14 protein-coding genes are annotated in these 19,870 nt (G+C 71.9%); 2 read left to right on the top strand and 12 right to left on the bottom strand.

Annotated elements, in window-relative coordinates; translation table 11 throughout:
• Window positions 1-92 precede the first annotated feature (92 nt).
• The 12 genes from ACIBFB_RS14800 to ACIBFB_RS14745 all read right to left on the bottom strand — a co-directional run bounded on the left by ACIBFB_RS14800 (window position 93) and on the right by ACIBFB_RS14745 (window position 16,679).
• Window positions 93-1,157 carry a 3-isopropylmalate dehydrogenase gene (locus ACIBFB_RS14800; RefSeq protein WP_397230219.1) on the bottom strand — a complete coding sequence of 355 codons (1,065 nt, stop codon included), beginning with the start codon at window positions 1,155-1,157 and terminating at the stop codon, window positions 93-95.
• A gap of 686 nt (window positions 1,158-1,843) precedes the next feature.
• Window positions 1,844-3,433, bottom strand: a complete 1,590-nt coding sequence (gene serA / locus ACIBFB_RS14795) for a phosphoglycerate dehydrogenase (protein ID WP_397230217.1) — start codon at window positions 3,431-3,433, stop codon at window positions 1,844-1,846.
• 219 nt (window positions 3,434-3,652) lie between these two features.
• On the bottom strand, window positions 3,653-4,648 hold the full coding sequence (gene ilvC, locus ACIBFB_RS14790; RefSeq protein WP_358566336.1) for a ketol-acid reductoisomerase: 996 nt from the start codon (window positions 4,646-4,648) through the stop codon (window positions 3,653-3,655).
• Between the two features lie 71 nt (window positions 4,649-4,719).
• Window positions 4,720-5,244, bottom strand: coding sequence for an acetolactate synthase small subunit (gene ilvN, locus ACIBFB_RS14785; RefSeq protein ID WP_075927147.1), 525 nt, complete (start codon window positions 5,242-5,244; stop codon window positions 4,720-4,722).
• 17 nt (window positions 5,245-5,261) lie between these two features.
• Window positions 5,262-7,037 (bottom strand): acetolactate synthase large subunit, encoded by a 1,776-nt coding sequence (locus ACIBFB_RS14780; protein WP_397230596.1) that lies wholly within the window; start codon window positions 7,035-7,037, stop codon window positions 5,262-5,264.
• A gap of 400 nt (window positions 7,038-7,437) precedes the next feature.
• On the bottom strand, window positions 7,438-8,307 hold the full coding sequence (locus ACIBFB_RS14775) for a hypothetical protein (protein ID WP_397230212.1): 870 nt from the start codon (window positions 8,305-8,307) through the stop codon (window positions 7,438-7,440).
• A gap of 85 nt (window positions 8,308-8,392) precedes the next feature.
• Window positions 8,393-11,098, bottom strand: coding sequence for a putative bifunctional diguanylate cyclase/phosphodiesterase (locus tag ACIBFB_RS14770; RefSeq protein ID WP_397230210.1), 2,706 nt, complete (start codon window positions 11,096-11,098; stop codon window positions 8,393-8,395).
• A gap of 304 nt (window positions 11,099-11,402) precedes the next feature.
• On the bottom strand, window positions 11,403-12,899 hold the full coding sequence (gene gatB, locus ACIBFB_RS14765) for an Asp-tRNA(Asn)/Glu-tRNA(Gln) amidotransferase subunit GatB (protein WP_397230208.1): 1,497 nt from the start codon (window positions 12,897-12,899) through the stop codon (window positions 11,403-11,405).
• Between the two features lie 149 nt (window positions 12,900-13,048).
• Window positions 13,049-13,807 (bottom strand): ABC transporter permease, encoded by a 759-nt coding sequence (locus ACIBFB_RS14760; protein WP_397230205.1) that lies wholly within the window; start codon window positions 13,805-13,807, stop codon window positions 13,049-13,051.
• A gap of 2 nt (window positions 13,808-13,809) precedes the next feature.
• Window positions 13,810-14,523, bottom strand: coding sequence for an ABC transporter ATP-binding protein (locus ACIBFB_RS14755; protein ID WP_397230202.1), 714 nt, complete (start codon window positions 14,521-14,523; stop codon window positions 13,810-13,812).
• A gap of 112 nt (window positions 14,524-14,635) precedes the next feature.
• Entirely contained in the window at window positions 14,636-15,316 is a 681-nt protein-coding gene (locus ACIBFB_RS14750; protein ID WP_397230199.1) for a response regulator, read from the bottom strand.
• Window positions 15,317-15,368: 52 nt separating this feature from the next.
• Window positions 15,369-16,679, bottom strand: coding sequence for a sensor histidine kinase (locus ACIBFB_RS14745; protein WP_397230197.1), 1,311 nt, complete (start codon window positions 16,677-16,679; stop codon window positions 15,369-15,371).
• 206 nt (window positions 16,680-16,885) lie between these two features.
• Here ACIBFB_RS14745 and ACIBFB_RS14740 point away from each other — a divergent pair, with 206 nt between their 5' ends.
• Together ACIBFB_RS14740 and ACIBFB_RS14735 are read left to right on the top strand one after the other, a co-directional pair.
• Complete coding sequence (locus ACIBFB_RS14740) at window positions 16,886-18,073, top strand: thioester domain-containing protein (protein WP_397230195.1); 1,188 nt, start codon at window positions 16,886-16,888, stop codon at window positions 18,071-18,073.
• Window positions 18,074-18,439: 366 nt separating this feature from the next.
• The gene (locus tag ACIBFB_RS14735; protein WP_397230193.1) at window positions 18,440-19,663 is read left to right on the top strand and encodes a thioester domain-containing protein; all 1,224 of its coding nucleotides are present in this window, start codon (window positions 18,440-18,442) and stop codon (window positions 19,661-19,663) included.
• The last annotated feature ends 207 nt before the right edge of the window (window positions 19,664-19,870 follow it).

Below are 19,870 nucleotides of genomic sequence, written 5' to 3'. Positions count from 1 at the left end.
GCGCGGATGACCCGGGCGCGCCCGTCAGCGTGTGTCGGTGGTTCCGGCCGACGGCCGCGCCCGCGTGGAGGGGCAGGGCCGACGGCGTCGTGTCAGCCCTGCTCGCCTACTCGCGCGGCGAGGTCGTCGCCGATCTGGGAGGTGGAGCGCGCCTTGTCGCCCTGCGCACGGGTCTTGAGGTCCGCGGCGACCGCGTCCTCGATCCGGCGGGCGGCCTCGGGCACCCCGAGGTGGTCCAGCATGGTGGCGACCGACAGCACCGTGGCGGTGGGATCGGCCTTGCCCTGGCCCGCGATGTCGGGGGCGGAGCCGTGGACCGGCTCGAACATGCTGGGGAAGGCGTTGTCGGGGTTGACGTTGCCGCTGGCGGCGAGCCCGATGCCCCCGGTGACGGCGGCGCCGATGTCGGTGATGATGTCGCCGAACAGGTTGTCGGTGACCACGACGTCGAAGCGCGCGGGCTGGTTGACGAAGAACATGGCGGCCGCGTCGACGTGGCAGTAGTCGACGGCGACCTGCGGGTACTCGGCGCCGACCTCGCGCACGACGCGCTGCCAGAGCTCGCCGGCGAAGGTCAGGACGTTGTCCTTGTGGACCAGGGTGAGCTTCCTGCGCGGACGGGCGGCGGCCTTCTCGAAGGCGTAGCGGACGACGCGCTCGACCCCGAAGCGGGTGTTGACGCTGTCCTGGGTGGCGATCTCGTGCGGGGTGCCCTTGCGCAGCACGCCCCCGGCTCCGGCGTAGGGGCCCTCGGTGCCCTCGCGCACGACGAGCATGTCGATGTCCTCGGGCGAGACGCCCGCCAGCGGGCTCTCCACGCCCGGGAAGAGGCGCACGGGGCGGAGGTTGACGTAGTGGTCGAAGTCGAAGCGCAGGCGCAGCAGGAGGCCGCGCTCCAGGACGCCGCTGGGGACGCTGGGGTCGCCGACGGCGCCCAGGAGGATCGCCTCGTGCTCGCGCAGTTCGGCCTCGACGGAGTCGGGCAGCGTCTCACCGGTCCTGTGCCAGAGCCTGGCGCCCAGCTCGTACTCGGTGGCCTCGATGGCGAGGCCGTGCTGCGGGGCGACGGCCTCCAGGACCTTGAGCCCCTCGCCGACCACCTCGGGACCGATCCCGTCACCGGGGATGACGGCCAGTTTCACCGTGCGCGCTGCCATACGGACTGCCTCTAACTCGAACGGACCCCGCGTGTCTCACATGGCGAGATCAGGTTGAACAGTGGATGAGACAAGCCTAGCGGTCCAGCGGACCTCCGCCGTCCCTGCGGTCCAGCGCGCCCTGGAGCGCGCGGTGGACCTCGTCCTCGGTGTCGGGCGTGGACGGGTACTCGACCAGGTCGTACATGTGATCCTCCGGGTGCGACGCGCGACGGCGGCCGGGAAGGGCACTGTCGGCTGTGGATGCGTGCGGCGGAGCCACGCGGAGCGGGGCGCGGCGGCCGTGCGGCCCCGGACGCCGGAGCGCCTCGGGCGTGGGCGGCGATGGCCACGGAAGAAGGAGCGGTTCGCCCCGGCGGGATCGACTGCCGGATGCCGCCGTCGCGGGCCCGGTTCGGGCGGGCGGGGCGGTGGGCGGCGGCGCCGGACGGTGGATCCGGACCGCTGACTCCTAGGACGACAGAATATCGGATGTCCAAGTATTTGACCAGGACATCTCAACATGTGGGACAAACGCGTGTCGCCGCAGGTCAGAGGGGCTCACTGCCTCGGCTCCGGTACGCAGAAGGGCCGCGCCACGGTCGTGGCACGGCCCAGCGCCGATCGGGGGAGCGACAGAGAACGGTCCTCCCGTCCGGCGAACACCGGACACGGAAGGAGCCACGCCTGTGGACGCCCCCCGTCCCTCAGTCCTCCAGGTCGACCTGGCGGGTGACGTCCGCCTCGATCTCGGCCGAGATCGAGGCCAGGACGTCGTCCGGCACCGCGGAGTCCACGGTCAGGGCGATGAGCGCCTTGCCGCCCTCCTGGTCCCGGATGACCTGCATGCCCGCGATGTTGACCCCGGCGTCGCCCAGCAGCGCGCCGACCTTGCCCACGATGCCCGGGCGGTCCTCGTAGGAGAGGAACACCATGTGCTCGCTGAGGCTGATCTCCATGCCGTAGTTGTTGATCTCCACCAGCTTCTCGACCTGGCGGGGACCGGTCAGGGTGCCCGAAACCGACACCCGCTGCCCGTCGGCGAGCACACCGCGCACGGTGATGAGGTTGCGCCAGTCGCTGTTGTCGTCACTGGTCACGAGGTTGACCTCGACGCCGCGCTCCTTGGCCAGCAGCGGGGCGTTGACGAACGTCACCGTGTCCTCGACCACGTCGGCGAACACGCCCTTGAGCGCGGCGAGCTCCAGCACCTTGACGTCGTGGGCGGCGATCTCACCGCGCACCTCGACGTCGATCCGGCTGGCGATCGTCCCCGACAGGGAGGTGAACACCCGACCCAGCTTCTCCGTGAGCGGCAGGCCCGGCTTGATCTCCTCGGCCACACCCGTGCCCTGCACGTTCACCGCGTCGGGCACGAACTCGCCCGACAGCGCCAGCTTCACCGAGCGCGCCACCTGCGTGCCCGCCTTCTCCTGGGCCTCGGCGGTGCTGGCGCCCAGGTGCGGGGCCACGACGACGTTCTCGAACTCGAACAGCGGGCTGTCCGTGCACGGCTCCTTGGCGAAGACGTCGATGCCGGCGCCCGCGACGCGACCGTCCTTGAGCGCCCGGTACAGCGCGTCCTCGTCGAGGATCCCACCGCGCGCGGCGTTGACGATCCGCACGTTCGGCTTGACCTTGCTCAGCGCCTCGTCGCTGATCAGGCCCAACGTGTCCTTGTTCTTGGGCAGGTGGATGGTGATGAAGTCGCTGCGCTCCAGCAGGTCGTCCAGCGTGGTCATCTCCACGCCGATCTGCGCGGCCCGGGCGGGCTGCACGAACGGGTCGTAGGCGATGACCTTCGTGCCGAACGCCGACAGCCGCTGGGCGACCAGGGCGCCGATCCGGCCCAGTCCGACGATGCCGACGACCTTCTCGTACAGCTCCACACCCGTGTACTTCGAGCGCTTCCACTCCCCGTTGACGAGCGCGTTGTGCGCCGGGGCCGTGTTGCGCGCGCTGGCCAGCAGCAGGTTGATCGCCTGCTCGGCGGCGCTGATGATGTTGGAGGTCGGGGCGTTGACCACCAGGACGCCCGCCTTGGTGGCCGCGTCCACGTCCACGTTGTCCAGGCCGACACCGGCGCGGGCGACCACCTGGAGGCGGTTGGCCGCGGCCAGAGCCTCGGCGTCGATCTTGGTCGCGCTGCGCACGATGACGGCGTCGACGTCGGCGATGGCCGGGAGGAGCTGGGAGCGGTCGGCCCCGTCGACGCGGCGGACCTCGAAGTCCTCTTCGAGCAGCGCGATTCCGGCGGGCGAGAGTTCTTCCGCTACGAGTACGGCGGGTTTGGGCACAACGATTCCTTTTCGGGTGGTGCTACCCGGACGGGTGGAGGGAGCGGCCCGCATCGGGTGTGACGGCCGATCAAAAGTCTACTGCCGGAGTAGGGAAGCCCGCTGGTCGGTCGCTGGGTCGGGGATCGAGCGCACGAGCCCGCTCCGCCATCCGCCGGGGTCCCCACCCCGAATACGCGTCCGGGGCGGGTGGTCACCCGCCCCGGAGGCGCCGGATCGTCAGGCCTTGAGCCAGCTCATGAGCGGGCGCAGCTGGGCGCCCACCTTCTCGATCGGCTCGTTCTGCTCGGCCTCGCGACGCTTGGTGAAGGTCGGCTGGCCGGCGTCGAACTCGTCCATGAGCTCCTTGGCGTAGCTGCCGTCCTGGATCTCACGCAGGATCTTGCGCATCTCCTCGCGGGTCTGCTCGGTGACCACGCGCGGGCCGCGGGTGTAGCCGCCGTACTCCGCGTTGTCCGACACCGACCAGTTCATCTTGGAGATGCCGCCCTCGTACATGAGGTCGACGATCAGCTTGAGCTCGTGCAGGCACTCGAAGTAGGCGATCTCCGGCTGGTAGCCCGCCTCGACCAGGGTGGCGAAACCGGCCTTGACCAGCTCCTCGGCGCCACCGCACAGGACGGCCTGCTCACCGAACAGGTCGGTCTCGGTCTCCTCGGTGAACGTCGTCCGGATGACGCCCGCCTTGGTGCCGCCGATGCCCTTGGCCCAGGACAGCGCCAGGTCCCAGGCCTGCCCGCTGGCGTCCTTCTCGACCGCGACCAGGCAGGGCACGCCGCGCCCGGCCTCGTACTGGCGGCGGACCAGGTGGCCCGGGCCCTTGGGGGCGACCATCGCCACGTCGACGCCCTCGGGCGGGGTGATGAGGCCGTAGCGGATGCTGAAGCCGTGGCCGAAGAAGAGCGCGTTGCCCGCCTCGAGGTTGGGCGCGATCTCGTTGGCGTACAGGTCCCGGTGGATGTGGTCCGGCACCAGGATCATGATGACGTCGGCCTCACGGGCGGCCTCGGCGGGGGTGAGGACGCGCAGCCCCTCCTCCTCGGCCTTGGCCCGGCTCTTGGAGCCCTCGGCCAGGCCGATCCGCACGTCGACGCCCGAGTCCCGCAGCGACAGCGCGTGGGCGTGCCCCTGGCTGCCGTAGCCGATCACGGCGACCTTCTTGCTCTGGATGAGCGCCAGGTCCGCGGCGTCGTCGTAGTACATCTGTGCTGCCACTTGGGGTTTCTCCTTGATTCTTACGTTCGTGTCCGGGCTCGGTACCAGCGTCCGGATGCCCGCGCGGACTCTCAGGCGCTGCGGTCGACCGCGCGCAGGGAGCGGTCGGTGATCGACCGGGGCCCGCGGCCCAGGGCGACCAGACCGGACTTGACGAGCTCCCTGATACCGAACGGCTCCAGGTTCTTGACCAGGGCATCGAGCTTCTCGGGATCACCGGTGGCCTCGATGACGACGACGTCCGGGCTGACGTCCACGACGTGCGCGCGGAACAGCTCGGCCGTCTGAAGCACGTGGGTGCGGCTGGACGCGTCGGCCTTGACCTTGACGAGCAGAAGCTCGCGCTGGACCGACGCGGTGGTGTCCATCTCCACGATCTTGACGACGTTCACCAGCTTGTTGAGCTGCTTGGTCACCTGCTCCAAGGGGTGGAGGTCGCAGTTGACCACGATCGTCATCCGGGACAGGCCCGCGTACTCAGTGGTGCTGACACTGAGCGAGTCGATGTTGAACCCGCGGCGGGAGAAGAGGGAGGAGGCACGTGCGAGGATACCCGGGGTGTCCTCCACCAGAACGGAAAGCGTGTGGCGGCTCATGGTGGTTCGGGCCTCTCCTAGTCCTCGTGTTCCCAGTTCGGCGCCATGTCGCGCGCGTACTGGATGTTGTCGTTGCTGACACCGGGGCCGACCATCGGCCAGACCATGGCGTCGTGGTTCACGGTGAAGTCCACCACGACCGGGGCGTCGTCGATCGACATGGCCTTCTCGATGGTGGCGTCGATGTCCTCCGGGCGCTCGCAACGCAGGCCGACACAACCGTACGCCTCCGAGAGGCGGACGAAGTCGGGAATCCGCACCTTCTCGTCCTTGGGGGCGGTCTGGAGGTCGGTGTTGGAGTAGCGCCCCTCGTAGAACAGGGTCTGCCACTGGCGGACCATGCCCAGGTTGCCGTTGTTGACGACGGCCACCTTGATCGGGATGCCCTCGATCGCGCAGGTGGCGAGCTCCTGGTTGGTCATCTGGAAGCAGCCGTCGCCGTCGACCGACCACACCACGCGGTCCGGGTCGCCGACCTTGGCGCCGAGCGCGGCCGGGACCGAGAAGCCCATGGTGCCGAGGCCGCCGGAGTTCATGAAGGCTCCGGGGCGCTCGTAGTCGATGAACTGGGCGGCCCACATCTGGTGCTGGCCGACTCCGGCGACGTAGCTGGCGTCGGGTCCGGCGATCTTGCCCAGGCGCTGGATGACGGCCTGCGGGGACAGGCTGCCGTCGGTGGGCTCGTCGAAGCCCTTCGGGTAGGTCGTGCGCAGCCGGTCGAGCTGGCTCCACCAGGCGGCGTAGTCGCCCTGGCGGCCCTTCTCCTGGTCGGCCCGGACCGCGACCACCAGGTCGGCCAGCACCTCGCGGCAGTCGCCGACGATCGGGACGTCCGCGTGGCGGTTCTTGGAGATCTCCGCCGGGTCGATGTCGGCGTGGACGACCTTGGCGTCCGGGGCGAAGCTGTCCAGTCGTCCGGTGACGCGGTCGTCGAAGCGGGCGCCCAGGGCGACGATCAGGTCGGCCTTCTGGAGGGCGCCGACGGCGGCGACGTCGCCGTGCATGCCCGGCATGCCCACGCACAGCGGGTGGCTGTCGGGGAAGACGCCGCGGGCCATGAGGGTGGTGACCACGGGCACGCCGGTCAGTTCGGCCAGGACCCGCAGTTCGGCCGAGGCCCCGGCGCGCAGGACGCCTCCGCCCACGTACAGGACCGGGCGCTTGGCCTCGCTGATCATCCGCGCGGCCTCGCGGACCTGCTTGCCGTGCGGCTTGGTGACCGGGCGGTAGCCGGGCAGGTCCAGGCGCTCGGGCCAGACGAAGTCCGCCGAGGCCTGGAGGGCGTCCTTGGAGATGTCCACCAGGACGGGGCCGGGGCGGCCGGTGGAGGCGATGTGGAAGGCCTCGGCGACCGTGCGCGGGATGTCGCGGACGTCCTTGACGAGGAAGTTGTGCTTGGTGATCGGCATCGTGATGCCGCAGATGTCGGCTTCCTGGAACGCGTCCGTGCCGATCATCGGGGAGGCCACCTGGCCGGTGATCGCGACCATGGGAACCGAGTCCATGTGCGCGTCGGCGAGGGGCGTGACGAGGTTGGTCGCTCCGGGGCCGCTGGTCGCCATGCACACCCCGGGTCGACCCGTGGCGTAGGCGTAGCCCTCGGCCGCGTGGCCCGCCCCCTGCTCGTGGCGCATCAGGATGTGGCGCACCTTGGCCGAGTCGTAGAGGGGGTCGTAGGCGGGGAGGATGGCGCCACCGGGAATCCCGAAGACAGTGTCAACGCCGGCGTGCTCCAGCGACCTGATCAGCGATTGGGCGCCGGTCATCTGCTCGGTCATCTCAAGATCCTTCAGCGAGGGTCCAGAGCGGCACTGCGGCTCTGGCGTGGTGGGTCTGACGGCCTGGTCGGGCAATAAAAAAACCCCCACCGCCGATGCGGTTGAGGGGTGGCGCGCAGCAGAACCAGGTCAGCTGGCTGCGGCGCGCCGACCAAGTACGAGAATCAGGGAGTTGCTCTGCACGATCACAACAGTGACCGAAGGAGTGGCCGCGCGTCAACAAGAACGTCATTTTGTCTCATTGATTGAGACGCGAATGTCAGCATCCGGCCGACCACGCTGACACGCTGCGGCGTTGAGCAGGGCAAACCCGACCAAGCACACCGCGCCGTGTAACACAGAACACGCCGGAGGCCTTCCGCGTGTCCCGATCGGACGGGGACCCGTCCAGCCCATGGACGGATCCCCGCGACGGTCAGCGGAACAGATCCTCGGCACAGTCAACCGTTGCGGCCCGACGGACCCAAGCACGTAGCGTCTCGCGGTCCGCCATGGCGTCGATCCGCTGACGGACCTCATCGCTGACCTCCAGATCCCGGGCTTCCAGAACCTCGATGATCGCCTCGGTGAGGCCCAGGGTCTCTCCCTCACGGAAGGGGCGACCGATGAACTCGGTCTTGAACTCGTAGTCGCGCAGCTTCACGATCTCCTCCAGAGATCCCAGGGCCGCGGCGGACAACGCCGCGAGGACATAGTCAGAGTACAGCGAGGACGTCGACGCATCGAGGCTTCGCAAGGCCACCGACAAGGCCTCCAGCGCGGCTCGGTCCTCGGTGGGATTGGCAGCGATGGCCAGGGCCGTCAACACGGGGTGGTCGGCGGCCACTCGCTTGTCGGTGACGGGCTTGAGCGTGTCGAGGGCCAGTACCGTGGGCCGGACCTCGCCGCAGCCCATGTCGATGGGCTCGTCGTACCTCTGGGCCAGGGCCGAGGTCGGTGTCAGTACCAGCAGGGCGACCGGGCACTTCAGACGCAGACGGGTGTAGGTGACGTAGGTGGGCCATGTGTAGAGCTTGTGCGGCTCCCACGTGCGTTGAGGCTCGGTGACGATCGCCAGCACGTGCACCGGCTCGTCGCCCTCGCCGGGGAGGGGCGGACGTTCGCAGACCACGACGTTGTCCGAGTTGATGTACGGGAACGCCGTGCTCGTGGCCTCGGCGGCGTCGCAGCGCACCCGGGTGTGCTCGGGCAACGGCCTCCCGGTGGCCTCCTGGAGCAGCTCCGCCGCGAAACCGGGGTCGTTCCGCAACAGGTCGAGGGGGAACTCGTGGTGGAATGAGGGCATGGCGGCGACGTAGCCGGTACACGGGCTTCCGCGCGGGTGAACGACGCAACGTCCGGGTATGTCGCCGATGCCCGGACGCGTACGGCTACAGGCTCGCGCCCGCCTCGCCTCCGACGAGCGCCTCCACACCGCTGGCGGGCATCGGACGGGCCACCAGGAAGCCCTGGCCGTGGTCGCAGCCCATGCCGCGCAGCTGTTCGAGCTGCTCCGCGCGTTCGATGCCCTCGGCCACCACCTGCACGCCCAGGTCGCGCCCGAGCTGGATGATGGTGTGGGTGAGCAGCGTGACCGTGTCGTCGCGGCCCAGGTCGGCGGTGAACGACGGGTCGATCTTGATCGCGTCCACGCTCAGCTCGCGCAGGTGCGCCAGGGAGGCGTAGCCCATGCCGTAGTCGTCGATGGCCAGGCGCACGCCCAGCGTGCGCAGCTCGCCGAGCCGTTCGACCGCCTCCCCGCCGTCGCCCAGCAGGACGTCCTCGTCCACCTCCAGGGTGAGCACCTCCGCCGGCAGACCCGTCTCGGCGAGGATCCGCTCCACGGTCTCCACGAAGCGCGGCGACAGCACCTGCTTGGCGGACAGGTTCACCGACAGCCCGATGTCCCAGTCCGACACGCGCCACACCGCGACCTTCTCGCAGGCCTCGCGCAGGATCCACTCGCCCAGGGGCACGATCATCCCCGACTCCTCGGCCGCGCCCAGGAACGCGTCCGGGCCGACCGGCTCCCCGTCGCGGTTCCACCGCACGAGCGCCTCGACCGCCGTCACCTGGGAGGTCCCGAGGTCGACGATCGGCTGGTACTCCAGGAAGAACTCGCCCCCGGCGAGCGCCTCGCGCAACCGGATCTGGAGCTCCAGGCGCGAGACCACCGTGTCGTGCATGTGCGCGGCGTACACCTCCACGTGGCCCGCCCCGCGCTCCTTGGCGCGCGTCATCGCCACGTCGGCGTTGCGCAGCAGCTCGCCGCTGTCGATGGTGGGCTCCGCGAACGCCACGCCGATGCTCGCCGTCAGCAGGATGTCCCGGTCGGCGACGGGAAAGGGCTCCGACGCGATCGCCCGGCCCAGCCGTTCGGCCAGGTCCACGACCTGTTGGGCGCGCGGCATCCCCTCGACCAGGACCGCGAACTCGTCGCCGCCCCAACGGGCGAGCGTGGCCGTGGAGTCCAGATCGCCGCGGAGCCTGCGGGCCGCCTGGCCCAGGAGGTGGTCGCCGCGCACGTGCCCGGCGGAGTCGTTGACCGCGGTGAAACCGTCCAGGTCCAGGAAGATCACCGCGATGTCCCCCGTGGGCTCGTCGCTGATCGAGCGGTGCGCGAGCACGTCGCTCGCCCGCTCCTCCAGGTACGCCCGGTTCGGCAGCCCGGTGACGCCGTCGTGGAAGGTCAGGTGCTCCACCTCGTCCTGGAGCGCCACCTGCGCGCTGATGTCGCGCGTGGTCACGAGCAGGCGCGCGGGCTCGCCCGGCTGCTCGTACAGGGACACCGTCGACTCGGTGTGCCGCCAGGTCCCGTCCGCCGCACGCACGCGCAGGCGCAGGTGGACGCCCTGGCTGCCCCGGTCGGTGAACAGGTCGGTGACGGCCTCCGTGCGCGTCAGGTCCTCCGGGTGGACGAGCGCGGTGACCGGGGCGGCGAGCACGTCGTCGAGCCGGTAGCCGAACGCCTCCGCCGTGCCCGGACTGACGTAGTGGACGCCCCCGTCGCGGTCCAGGATGAGGATGACGTCCCCGCTGTTGCGCGCCAGTTCGTGGAAGTGCCCCTCCCGGTTGCGCACCATGCGCGACAGGGTCGCGTTCTCCTCCAGCATGCCCAGGACACGCACGAGCAGCACGACGACGGCGGTCCCCGCGGCCAGCGGCAGCACCGGGGCGACCCCGGGCAGCGCGAGCGAGGCGACGGTCAGGACCACGGTGGCCACCGACACGGCGCCGATGGCCGCGAGTTCGGGGGCGAACCGGTACAGGCCCCGCCCGGTGATCCGGCGCGGGGTCGCGGCCTGGCGGTGCTCCACGAGCCACGGGAGCGCGCCCAGGAGCGCGAAGCCGAGCAGCTTGACCGGGTACTCGATGCCCCCGGCCACGGGCGGACCCGTGAGCCGCGTGATCGCGCCGATCAGGTCCGCCCCGGCGATGAGGATCAGCGAGCCGATCGCCCACAGCACCGCCCGCCGCGTGCTGTGCGGCGACATGAACACCAGGGGCACCAACAGGCACAGCACGACGATGTCGGCGACCGGGTAGACCAGCGCGAACCCGAGGAAACCGGCGCCCTCGCCCAGCTCGCTGTACAGCGGCGCGAAGATCAGCAGCCACACCACGGAGAACACGGCGGCGGCGCAGACGTAGCTGTCGGTGATGTGCCGAAGCGCGGTCCGGAGCCCGCCCGGCCACGGCGCGAACCTGGTGAATCCGACTACGAAGAGTGGCAACGCGGCGAGTGCGAAGAGGTCACCCAACGTGAGAGAGAACACGGACCCGGAGCTGAGCAGACCGGTGATCCCGTGCGTGAGACCGCCCGCGCACCAGGCGAAGGCGGCGAACGCCAGGTTGCGCAGCGCGGCCGGACCGTCGGCTCCGTCCGCCTGGGCCTCCTGGTCCGCTCCGGTGACCGCCCAGCGACGCGAGGCGTACAGCAGGGACGCCCCCGCGACCCCCGCCGCCACGGCGGTGGGCCACTCGGCGAGCTCCGCGGCCACCGTCCCGCCGGCCGTGGGCACGAGCGTCAGAGCGACGTGCACCAGGAAGACCGCGCCCACGCCCGACAGCCACAGGTGGCGTGCCCTGCTGCCCATCACCGACCTCCCAGGGTGCGGGGCGCGGTGCCCGCGGCCCTCGGCCGCGGTCGCGCTCTCTCCTCGGACATGGGGCACCAACCTCGTGTCGTTCGACTCCGGGCGCGGCACGGCACCCGGTCGTCCGGGCCCTGGGACCGGGAGCGACCGGCGGTCCGGGAGGGCGCGCGCACCCCCATGTTCGGCCACCCTACGCAACCAAGGTCACACAGCGATTGAGGACCGACTGAGAGTTGACGTCGGAGCCATCACGCTCCGTGAACATCGGGTGTGCGCCGGGAGCCCGGCGCACACCCGCGCGCGCTCAGTTCGCGCCGAGCTTCTCCAGGATGAGCTCGCGGGCGCGGCCGGCGTCGGCCTGCCCGCGCGTGGCCTTCATGACCGCGCCGACGAGCGCGCCGGCCGCGGCGACCTTGCCCCCGCGCACCTTGTCGGCCGCGTCCGGGTTGGCCGCGATCGCCTCCTCGACGGCCGCGCCGAGCGCGCCGTCGTCGCTGACCACCTTGAGGCCGCGCGCCTCGACGACCGCGTCCGGCTCACCCTCTCCGGCCAGGACGCCCTCGACGACCTGCCGTGCCAGCTTGTTGGTGAGCGTGCCCTCGGCGACGAGCGCGATGACCCGGGCCACCTGGCCGGGGGTGATCGGCAGGGCGGCGAGCTCGACCTCCTGCTCGGTGGCGCGGCGCGACAGCTCGTTCAGCCACAGCTTGCGCGCCTCCGCCGACGGCGCGCCCGCGGCCACGGTCGCCTCGACCAGGTCGATGGCGTCGGCGTTGACGAGGTCGCGCAGCTCGGTGTCCGAGAGGTCCCACTCGGCGCGCACGCGGGCGCGCTGGGCGGCGGGCAGTTCCGGCAGCGTGGCGCGCAGCTCCTCGATCCACTCCCGCGAGGGCGCGACGGGGACCAGGTCGGGGTCCGGGAAGTACCGGTAGTCCTGGGCCTCCTCCTTGGAGCGGCCGGAGATGCTGCGGCCGGTGTTCTCCTGGAAGTGGCGGGTCTCCTGGACGACCCTCTGCCCGGCGTCCAGCACACCGGCCTGGCGCTCGATCTCGGAGCGGACGGCGCGCTCGACGGAGCGCAGCGAGTTGACGTTCTTGGTCTCGCTGCGGGTGCCCCACTCGTCGGCGCCGCGCTCGTTGACGGACACGTTCACGTCGACGCGCATGGAGCCCTCCTCCATGCGTACGTCGGAGATGCCCAGGGAGCGGGCCAGGTCGCGCAGTTCGGCGGCGTAGGCGCGGGCGACCAGGGGGGCGAGCTCACCGGTGCCGGTGATGGGCTTGGTGACGATCTCCAGCAGCGGGATGCCCGCGCGGTTGTAGTCGACGATCGAGTAGTCGGCTCCGTGGATGCGCCCGGTGGCCCCGCCCACGTGGGAGGTCTTGCCGGTGTCCTCCTCCATGTGGACGCGCTCGATGTCCACGCGGAAGACGCGCGGGCCCTCGGGCGTGTCGACGGTGACGTCGAGGTGGCCGTCGGCGCAGATCGGCTCGTCGTACTGGCTGATCTGGTAGTTCTTCGGCATGTCCGGGTAGAAGTAGTTCTTCCGGGCGAACCGGCCCCAGGGGGCGATCGAGCAGTCGAGGGCGAGCCCCAGCCGGATGGCGCTCTCGACGGCCTTCCGGTTGACGACCGGCAGCGAGCCGGGGAGCGCGAGGCAGACCGGGCACACCTGGGTGTTGGGCTCCGCGCCGAACGCCGTGGGGCAGGAGCAGAACATCTTGGAGGCGGTGCCCAGTTCGATGTGGGTCTCCAAGCCGAGCACGGGCTCGTACTTGGCCAGCGCCTGCTCGTAGGCCACAGGGGTGGGGCCGCCGTTCGGTGCAGTGCTGGGAGTTACCGCGTGGGCCATCGCCGCAAACCCGTTTCCGTAGAGGACATACCTTCCAGGTCAGCCTACCGAGGTTGCGGGGGTGGCCCGCCCCCGCAACCTCCGGCGCGGTTCCCTTCCTAGGCGTCCCTGCGGGTGAACAGCACCGCCGCCGCCAGCCACACGGCCGCCGTCCACGCCAGCATGACCGCTCCCCCCTCCACGGCGGTGAGGTCGTAGGCGTGGCCGCCGCGCAGGTCGTACATCTGGGCCCCCGCCCGGTCGGGAAGCAGGTCGGCCATGTCGGTCAGCATCGTCAGGAAGAACGACCCCGCCAGCACCAGGCTGATCAGCACGACCAGGGGCACCACCGCGTTGCGGACCACGACGGTGAGTCCGGCGGACAGCAGCGCGAGCACCACCCAGTACACGACGGCGCCCACGAGCGCCCCTGGGACCGGCCCGTCGGGGACGTCGGCCCACGGATAGCCGTGGTCACCCAGCCCGATCTGCGTGACGGCGAACGCGCCGGGCACGGTCACCGCACTGACCACCAGCGCCGCGACCGTCACGGCCGCCGCCTTGGCGGCGAGGAGACGGCGACGATCGGGCACCGCGATCAGGGACGTGCGGATCTGCCCGCCCGCGTACTCGCCGCTGACCGCCAGCACGCCGAGGACCACCATCCCGGCCTGGCCGTAGGCGATCGCGTCGAAGCCGCTCGACTCGGGGGTGAAGTTCCCCACGATCCGGGTGGGGTCCGTGTCGAGGGCGTTCCCCACCGACCATCCGGACAGGTAGGCCAGACCGATGGTCAGGACCGCGGTGGCGAGGCACGCGACCAGGACGGAGGGCACGGTACGGAGCTTGACCGCCTCCGAGCGAACGGTGTCGAGCACGCTCACACGCCCCCCGCCGCGGACCGACCGGTGAGCGCGAAGAAGGCGTCCTCCAGCGACGCGTGACCAGCCGTCAGTTCGGCCGGGGAGCCCTCGGCGACCAGTCTCCCCCGGTCGATCACCACCAGGTGGTCGGCGATCCGGGCCATCTCCCCCATCAGGTGGCTGGACAGCAGCACGGTGCGGCCCTCGGTCGCGAGACGGCGCGTGACGTCGCGGATCCACCGCATGCCCTCCGGGTCAAGGCCGTTGACGGGCTCGTCCATGACGATCACCCGCGGATCGCCGAGCAGGGCCGCGGCCAGGTTCAACCGCTGGCCCATCCCCAGGGAGAAGGTCCGCACCCGGGATCGGGCGGCCGCGCCCAGGCCCACGGCCTCCAGAACCACCCCCACCCGCGAGGCGGGGATGCCGTTGGCACGGGCGATCCACGCCAGGTGGGCCCGAGCGGTGCGTGCCGGGTGGGCGCCGCCGATGTCCAACTGGGCGCCGACCGCGGACGCGGGGCGCCGCAGGGACGTGTAGGGGTTCCCGTCGATCAGCGCCCGTCCTCCGTCGGCCCGGTCGAGCCCGAGCAGCACGCGCAAGGTGGTCGACTTGCCCGCGCCGTTCGGCCCGAGGAACCCCGTGACCTGTCCGGAGGAGGCGGTGAAGGTGAGGTCGTCGACGGCCGTGCGGGCGCCGAAGCGCTTGGTGAGTCCGCGTATCTCGATCATGGGCCCATCGTGGGCCGCCCGGGTGGTCCGCCGCATCGGCCCGGGGGTGACAGTACGAGTGTCAACCTGGGGGGACATCGGTCTGGCGGGTCGCCTGGACCGCTGACCTGAGTCACTCTCCCCCGGCGGCCTGCACCAGCCCGCTCTCGTAGGCGAAGACCACCAGTTGGGCCCGGTCGCGGGCGTCCAGCTTGGTGAGCAGGCGGCTGACGTAGGTCTTGACGGTGGCGCGGCTGAGCGTGAGGCGCTCGGCGATATCGGCGTTGGAGAGCCCGCGCCCGACGAGGGTGGCGACCTCCCGTTCGCGCGGCGTCAGGGTGATCCCCCTCCAACGGTGCGGTTCGCGGACCCCGCCGCCGCGCACGACGTCGGCGATCAGACGGCGGGTGACCTCCGGGGCCAGCAGCGCCTGACCGTCGGCGACGACGCGGACGGCGCGCAGGAGTTCCTCCGGTCCGGTGTTCTTGAGCAGGAAGCCGCTGGCGCCGGCGCGCAGCGCGGAGTAGACGTACTCGTCCAGGTCGAACACGGTCAGGACGACGACGCGCGTGCGGTCGCTGGCCTCGCGGATCGCCCGGGTGGCGGCCAGGCCGTCCAGGTCGGGCATGCGCACGTCCATGAGGACCAGATCGGGCCGGTGGCGCGCGGCCAGGTCGACCGCCTCACGGCCGGTGCGCGCCTCGCCCACCACGGTGAGTCCGGGGGCCGCGTCGAGGAGCATGCGCAGGGAGCCGCGCAAGAGGTCCTGGTCGTCGGCGATCAGGACCCGTATGTTCTCGGCCGGGGCGCTCATAGGTCGTTTCCTGTCCTGTCGGTCGCCGGTCCGCGCGGCGGCGTCCGGGGGCTCAGCCGCCGAAGGGGATACGGGCGTGAACACGGTAGCCCCCGTCCGGGTGCGGTCCGGTGGCGAGGGCGCCGCCGTGGGCGGTGACACGCTCGCGCATGCCGACCAGACCGGTTCCGCTGCCAGGTGCGGGCCGGTGGTCCCCTGCCGGTCCGGTGTCGGCGACCACCACGTCCACGACGTGCCCGCCGCCGTCCGCGACCACGGTGACGGTGATGTCGCAGGTGGTGCCGGGGGCGTGCCGGACCGCGTTGGTGAGTGACTCCTGGACCACGCGGTGGACGCTGGCGGCGGTGTTCGGCGGGACGTCCTCGGCCCCATCGACGCGCAGGTGGCAGGTGATCCCCGCACCGCGCGCCGTGGCCGCCAGGTCGGGAAGGTCGGCCAACCCGGGCTGGGGCGCCAGCGGGGCGTCGTCGGGTGCGCGCAGGCCCCCCAGAAGACGGCGGAGCTCGTCGGATGCGGCCCGGGTGGCGGCCTCGATGTCGGACAGGGCGGCCCGCAGGGAGTCGGGATCGTCGCCTCCCGTGTAGCGGGCGACGCCCGCGCGCATGCCGACCGCGCCCAGTGTGTGGGAGACGACGTCGTGTACCTCGCGCGCGACGCGCAGCCGCTCGCTGGCCTCGGCCTCGCGGGTCGCGGCGGCGAGCGCGTGCTCCTCCTGGATCCGGCGCTCGTGGACCGACCGGCCGAGCAGCCACGCTCCGCCGAGCAGGATCGAGCCCACCACGGCCGCCCGGAGCAGGTCCGTCAGCACGGCCGGCCCCGCCCCGGCGGGGCCGATGGAGGCGGCCAGGACCACCCCGCCCAGGAGGCAGGCGGCGTGGCGGGGGCGCGCCGCACCGGCGGACGAGGTCAGGGCCAGTGGGTACAGGGTCCAGGCCGCGGCGGTCAGGGGGTCGGAGCTCCACCCCGTGCCCAGGCCGGCCAGACTCACCACGAGGACGACGGCGAACGAGCGGGCTGGCCACCGCCAGCGCAGAAGGATCCCAGCGCTGACCGCGCCGAGCAGCGACAGGGCGGCCCATGTGCCGACGGCCGTTCCGGCACGGTCCAGCACGGGCGCGCCGAAGACGAGCAGGTGCGCCGCGGCCACGGCGGCGTCCGCCGCGAACCGGCGGCGGGTGGCCCCGGCTCGCGGGTCGGGAGCGGTCCAATGGCGGGCGGGAGCGGACACGGGTCGCGGCCCGCCCGTGCCGTCGGCGCCCCCGCGTGGCAGGTCGGCGCGGCCGCTGGGCCAGGCGTACTCGTCGGGCGAACTACCGCACGCGGCCTTCAGGGCGCCACGACGCGTCCGTCGGATCTTCGGCATGCGGCCAGTGTCCTACGCCTCCGGACCGGTACTCCCTCGCGCCCCCGCGGCGCCCGCGCCGGAGGTCACGGGGAGCACACGATTGCGCCGCTGTCGTGCCCCGCCCCCGTCACCGACGGTGCCGGACCGTTAGTCTGGGTGTCCCAACATCGTGGTTTCGTCGGCTGCCCATCGGGCCGCCGACCTTTCGCGGGGAGCATGTGAGCGTGTGGAGCATCCTGCGTCGGTGCGCCGCCGTGCTGACGTCGGCGGCCCTGGTCGGCGGACTGGCCGGCGCTTCCCCCGTTCTCGCCGACGACTTCTCCCGGGTGGACCGCGACCCGGTCGAGGGCACGGCGGTGGTCCTCACCGACGGAGATGAACTCCCCACCGCCCTGTTCAGCCTCCGGCTGGGCGGCAGCGACTCCGTGGGCGCCTACACGGCCACCGCCGAGGGAGAGGTGCAACCGCGCACCGCCTACGTCGAGTCAGCGTGGGACGACAGCACGCAGTGGTCCGAAACCGACGCGGCGACCGGCCCCGCGGACCGGGCGGCCTGGGTGGTCGCCAACTCCTATCCCTCCGTGGGTCTGACGGAGCTGGCCCTGGCCTCCGAGACCGTGTTCCTCGACGAGCGCCAGGCGATCGCGGGCACCCAGGCGGCGCTGTGGCACGTGCTGGACGGGGCCGAACTGGACCCGGCCGCCAACGACGTCGCGGTGGCCGCGCTGTACGAGCACCTCGTCGCGGGCAGTGAGAGCGCCCCCGACGAGTCGGCGGCACCGTCCCTGGAGATCACCCCGTCCCAGATCGAGGCCGTGTCCCCTGAGGAGCCCCTGGGGCCGATCACCGTGACCAGCGCGGGCACGGCACCGGTCCAGCTCTCGGTTCGGGGCGCCCCGGCGGCCTGGCTGGTCGACGCGGGCGGAGAGCAGGTGCGCCGGGTGCGCGGCGGCGCGACGGTCTACCTCGACGTGGACCCGTCGGTCCCGGCCGGGGTGGTGACCCTGCACGCGCGCGGCAGCGACGTGCCGCTGCCCGAGGGGCGCCTGTTCACCGGGCGCGACGGTGTGCGGACCCGGCCGCTGGTCACGGCGGAACCCGGGACGACCACGAGTTCCACCGCCGCGACCCTCACCTGGCACGCCGAGGCGCCGGAGGCGCCCCCCAGTCCCGAACCGCGGCCGCCCGAGACCGTCCTTCCCTCCCCCGAGTCCGCGTCCGGCGCCGAGCGCCCGGTCGAGGTGCCCGACGCCACACCCTCGGACGAACCCACTCGCGAGGAGGAGGAACGCGTCGGGGGCGACGGCCTCGCGGGCACCGGGACCTGGCTGTCGGGCCTGCTGGTCATCGCGGGCGCGCTGGTCGTCTCCGGCCTGCTCATTCTGGTTCTGGGTCGCAAACGCCGGAACTGACCGGTATGGTTCCGCTCTGGCGTGGGATCCGGATCAGGACATAAGGCACCGCGTTTTGTACATGTCCGATTCAAGGACAAATTCCACGGAGTGGGTTGGATACGGCGTACGCGGTCGCTAGTATCGGGCCCGCGGCAGACATTCCACACCGAACGCGGCCCGCTCCCGCGTTGGCGCCCCACCGATGACGCGTCCGCCCCACGGACGCGGTGCCTCACGCGTTCGGACTGTCCAGTGAGCGCCCAGTTGGCCGCGACGACCCCCGAAGACTCGTCGCGCCGCCGCCCGTGGAAGCCGTGCCCGTTCCACCCCCCACGTCCACCCGTCCGGGCCTACCGGTAACCCCTAGTACAACCGGGACACAAGTTGATCCATTCGAACCTCCCCCGTTCCACCGCCCGTGTCGGCCTCGCGGCCACCGTGGCGGGTCTGCTCGCCTTCGGCCTGGCCGCCCCCGCGGCCGCCGACCCGGCGGAGCCCTACGAGGGCTCCGTCCGCGGCCAGTACGTCGGCAACGCCGAGTCCGGCGAGCGGATCGAGGTGAACGGCCAGCGCACCAGAGTGACGCTGTTCAACCTCCAGCTGGAGAACGGCAACACGCTCACCACCTACTGCATCGACTTCGAGACCGCGATCCGCGGCGACGCGTGGTACCGCGAGGACGCCTGGAGCAACTACCCGGGCCAGGGCGACTTCGCCCAGCCCGCCAAGGTGCACTGGGTCCTCCAGAACGGGTACCCGGCCGTCGACACCGCCGCGCTGGCCGAGGCCGCCGGCGCCACCGGGCGGACCACCGACGCCCAGGCGCTCTCCGCCACCCAGGCCGCCATCTGGCACTTCAGCAACGGTGCCGAGCTGACCCGGGCGAACCCGAACATCGAGACGATCTACGAGTACCTCATCGGGAACGCCGAGGAGCTCCCGCAGACCGCCGAGCCCAACGCCACGCTCAGCATCACGCCGAGCGAGGCCTCCGGCGAGGCGGGCGGGACCGTCGGCGAGTTCCTCGTCGAGACCAGCGTCGAGGGCGACATCCCGGTCGAGCTCGGCGACGGCGTCCCCGAGGGCGTCGAGCTGGTCGACCTGGAGTCCGGCCAGGCCGTGGACGCGGTCGGCAACGGCGACACCGTCGGCTTCTCCGTCCCCGGGGACGCCGAGGACGGCTCCGCCTCCTTCAGCCTGTCCACCACCGCCACGGTGCAGACCGGTCGCCTGTTCAAGGGCGAGGACGAGAACGAGCCGACCCAGACCCTCATCACGGCCCAGGAGGGCGAGGTCGAGGTCTCCGCCTCCGCCACGGCCAACTGGACCGCCGTCGAGGAGGAGCCGTCGCCCTCCCCGAGCCCGAGCCCGGAGCCCTCTCCCAGCCCGAGCCCGGAGCCCACGCCGACGCCGTCCCCGAGCCCGTCCGAGACCCCGACCCCGACCACGCCGCCCGCGGACGACCGTGACGAGCCGTCCCTGCCGGTCACCGGTGGCGCTCTGGCCGGTCTGGTGGCCGCCGGTCTCGCGGCCCTGGGCGCCGGCGCCGGTGCGATCTACCTGAGCCGCAAGCGCAAGTCCTCCGCCAACGAGTCCCTGGAGGGCTGACAGTAGTCCCAGGGGCCGCCGTGGGCGGTCGCGCACGAGGGGCCCGTCCGTGTGAGTGATCACGCGGGCGGGCCCCTCGCCCGTTCACGCCGCCCGCCCCGTGCGGCGAGCCGCCCCGGCCCACGGCCGGCGGACACGCGTGTGCCCGCCGTGTCGGACACGGCGGGCACGGACGTTGCGCTCCGGGACCGCCTCCAGGGCAGGAGG

Source organism: Nocardiopsis sp. NPDC050513 (assembly GCF_044457925.1).
GTDB lineage: Bacteria > Actinomycetota > Actinomycetes > Streptosporangiales > Streptosporangiaceae > Nocardiopsis.
This window is presented reverse-complemented; position numbering and strand designations above follow the sequence as displayed.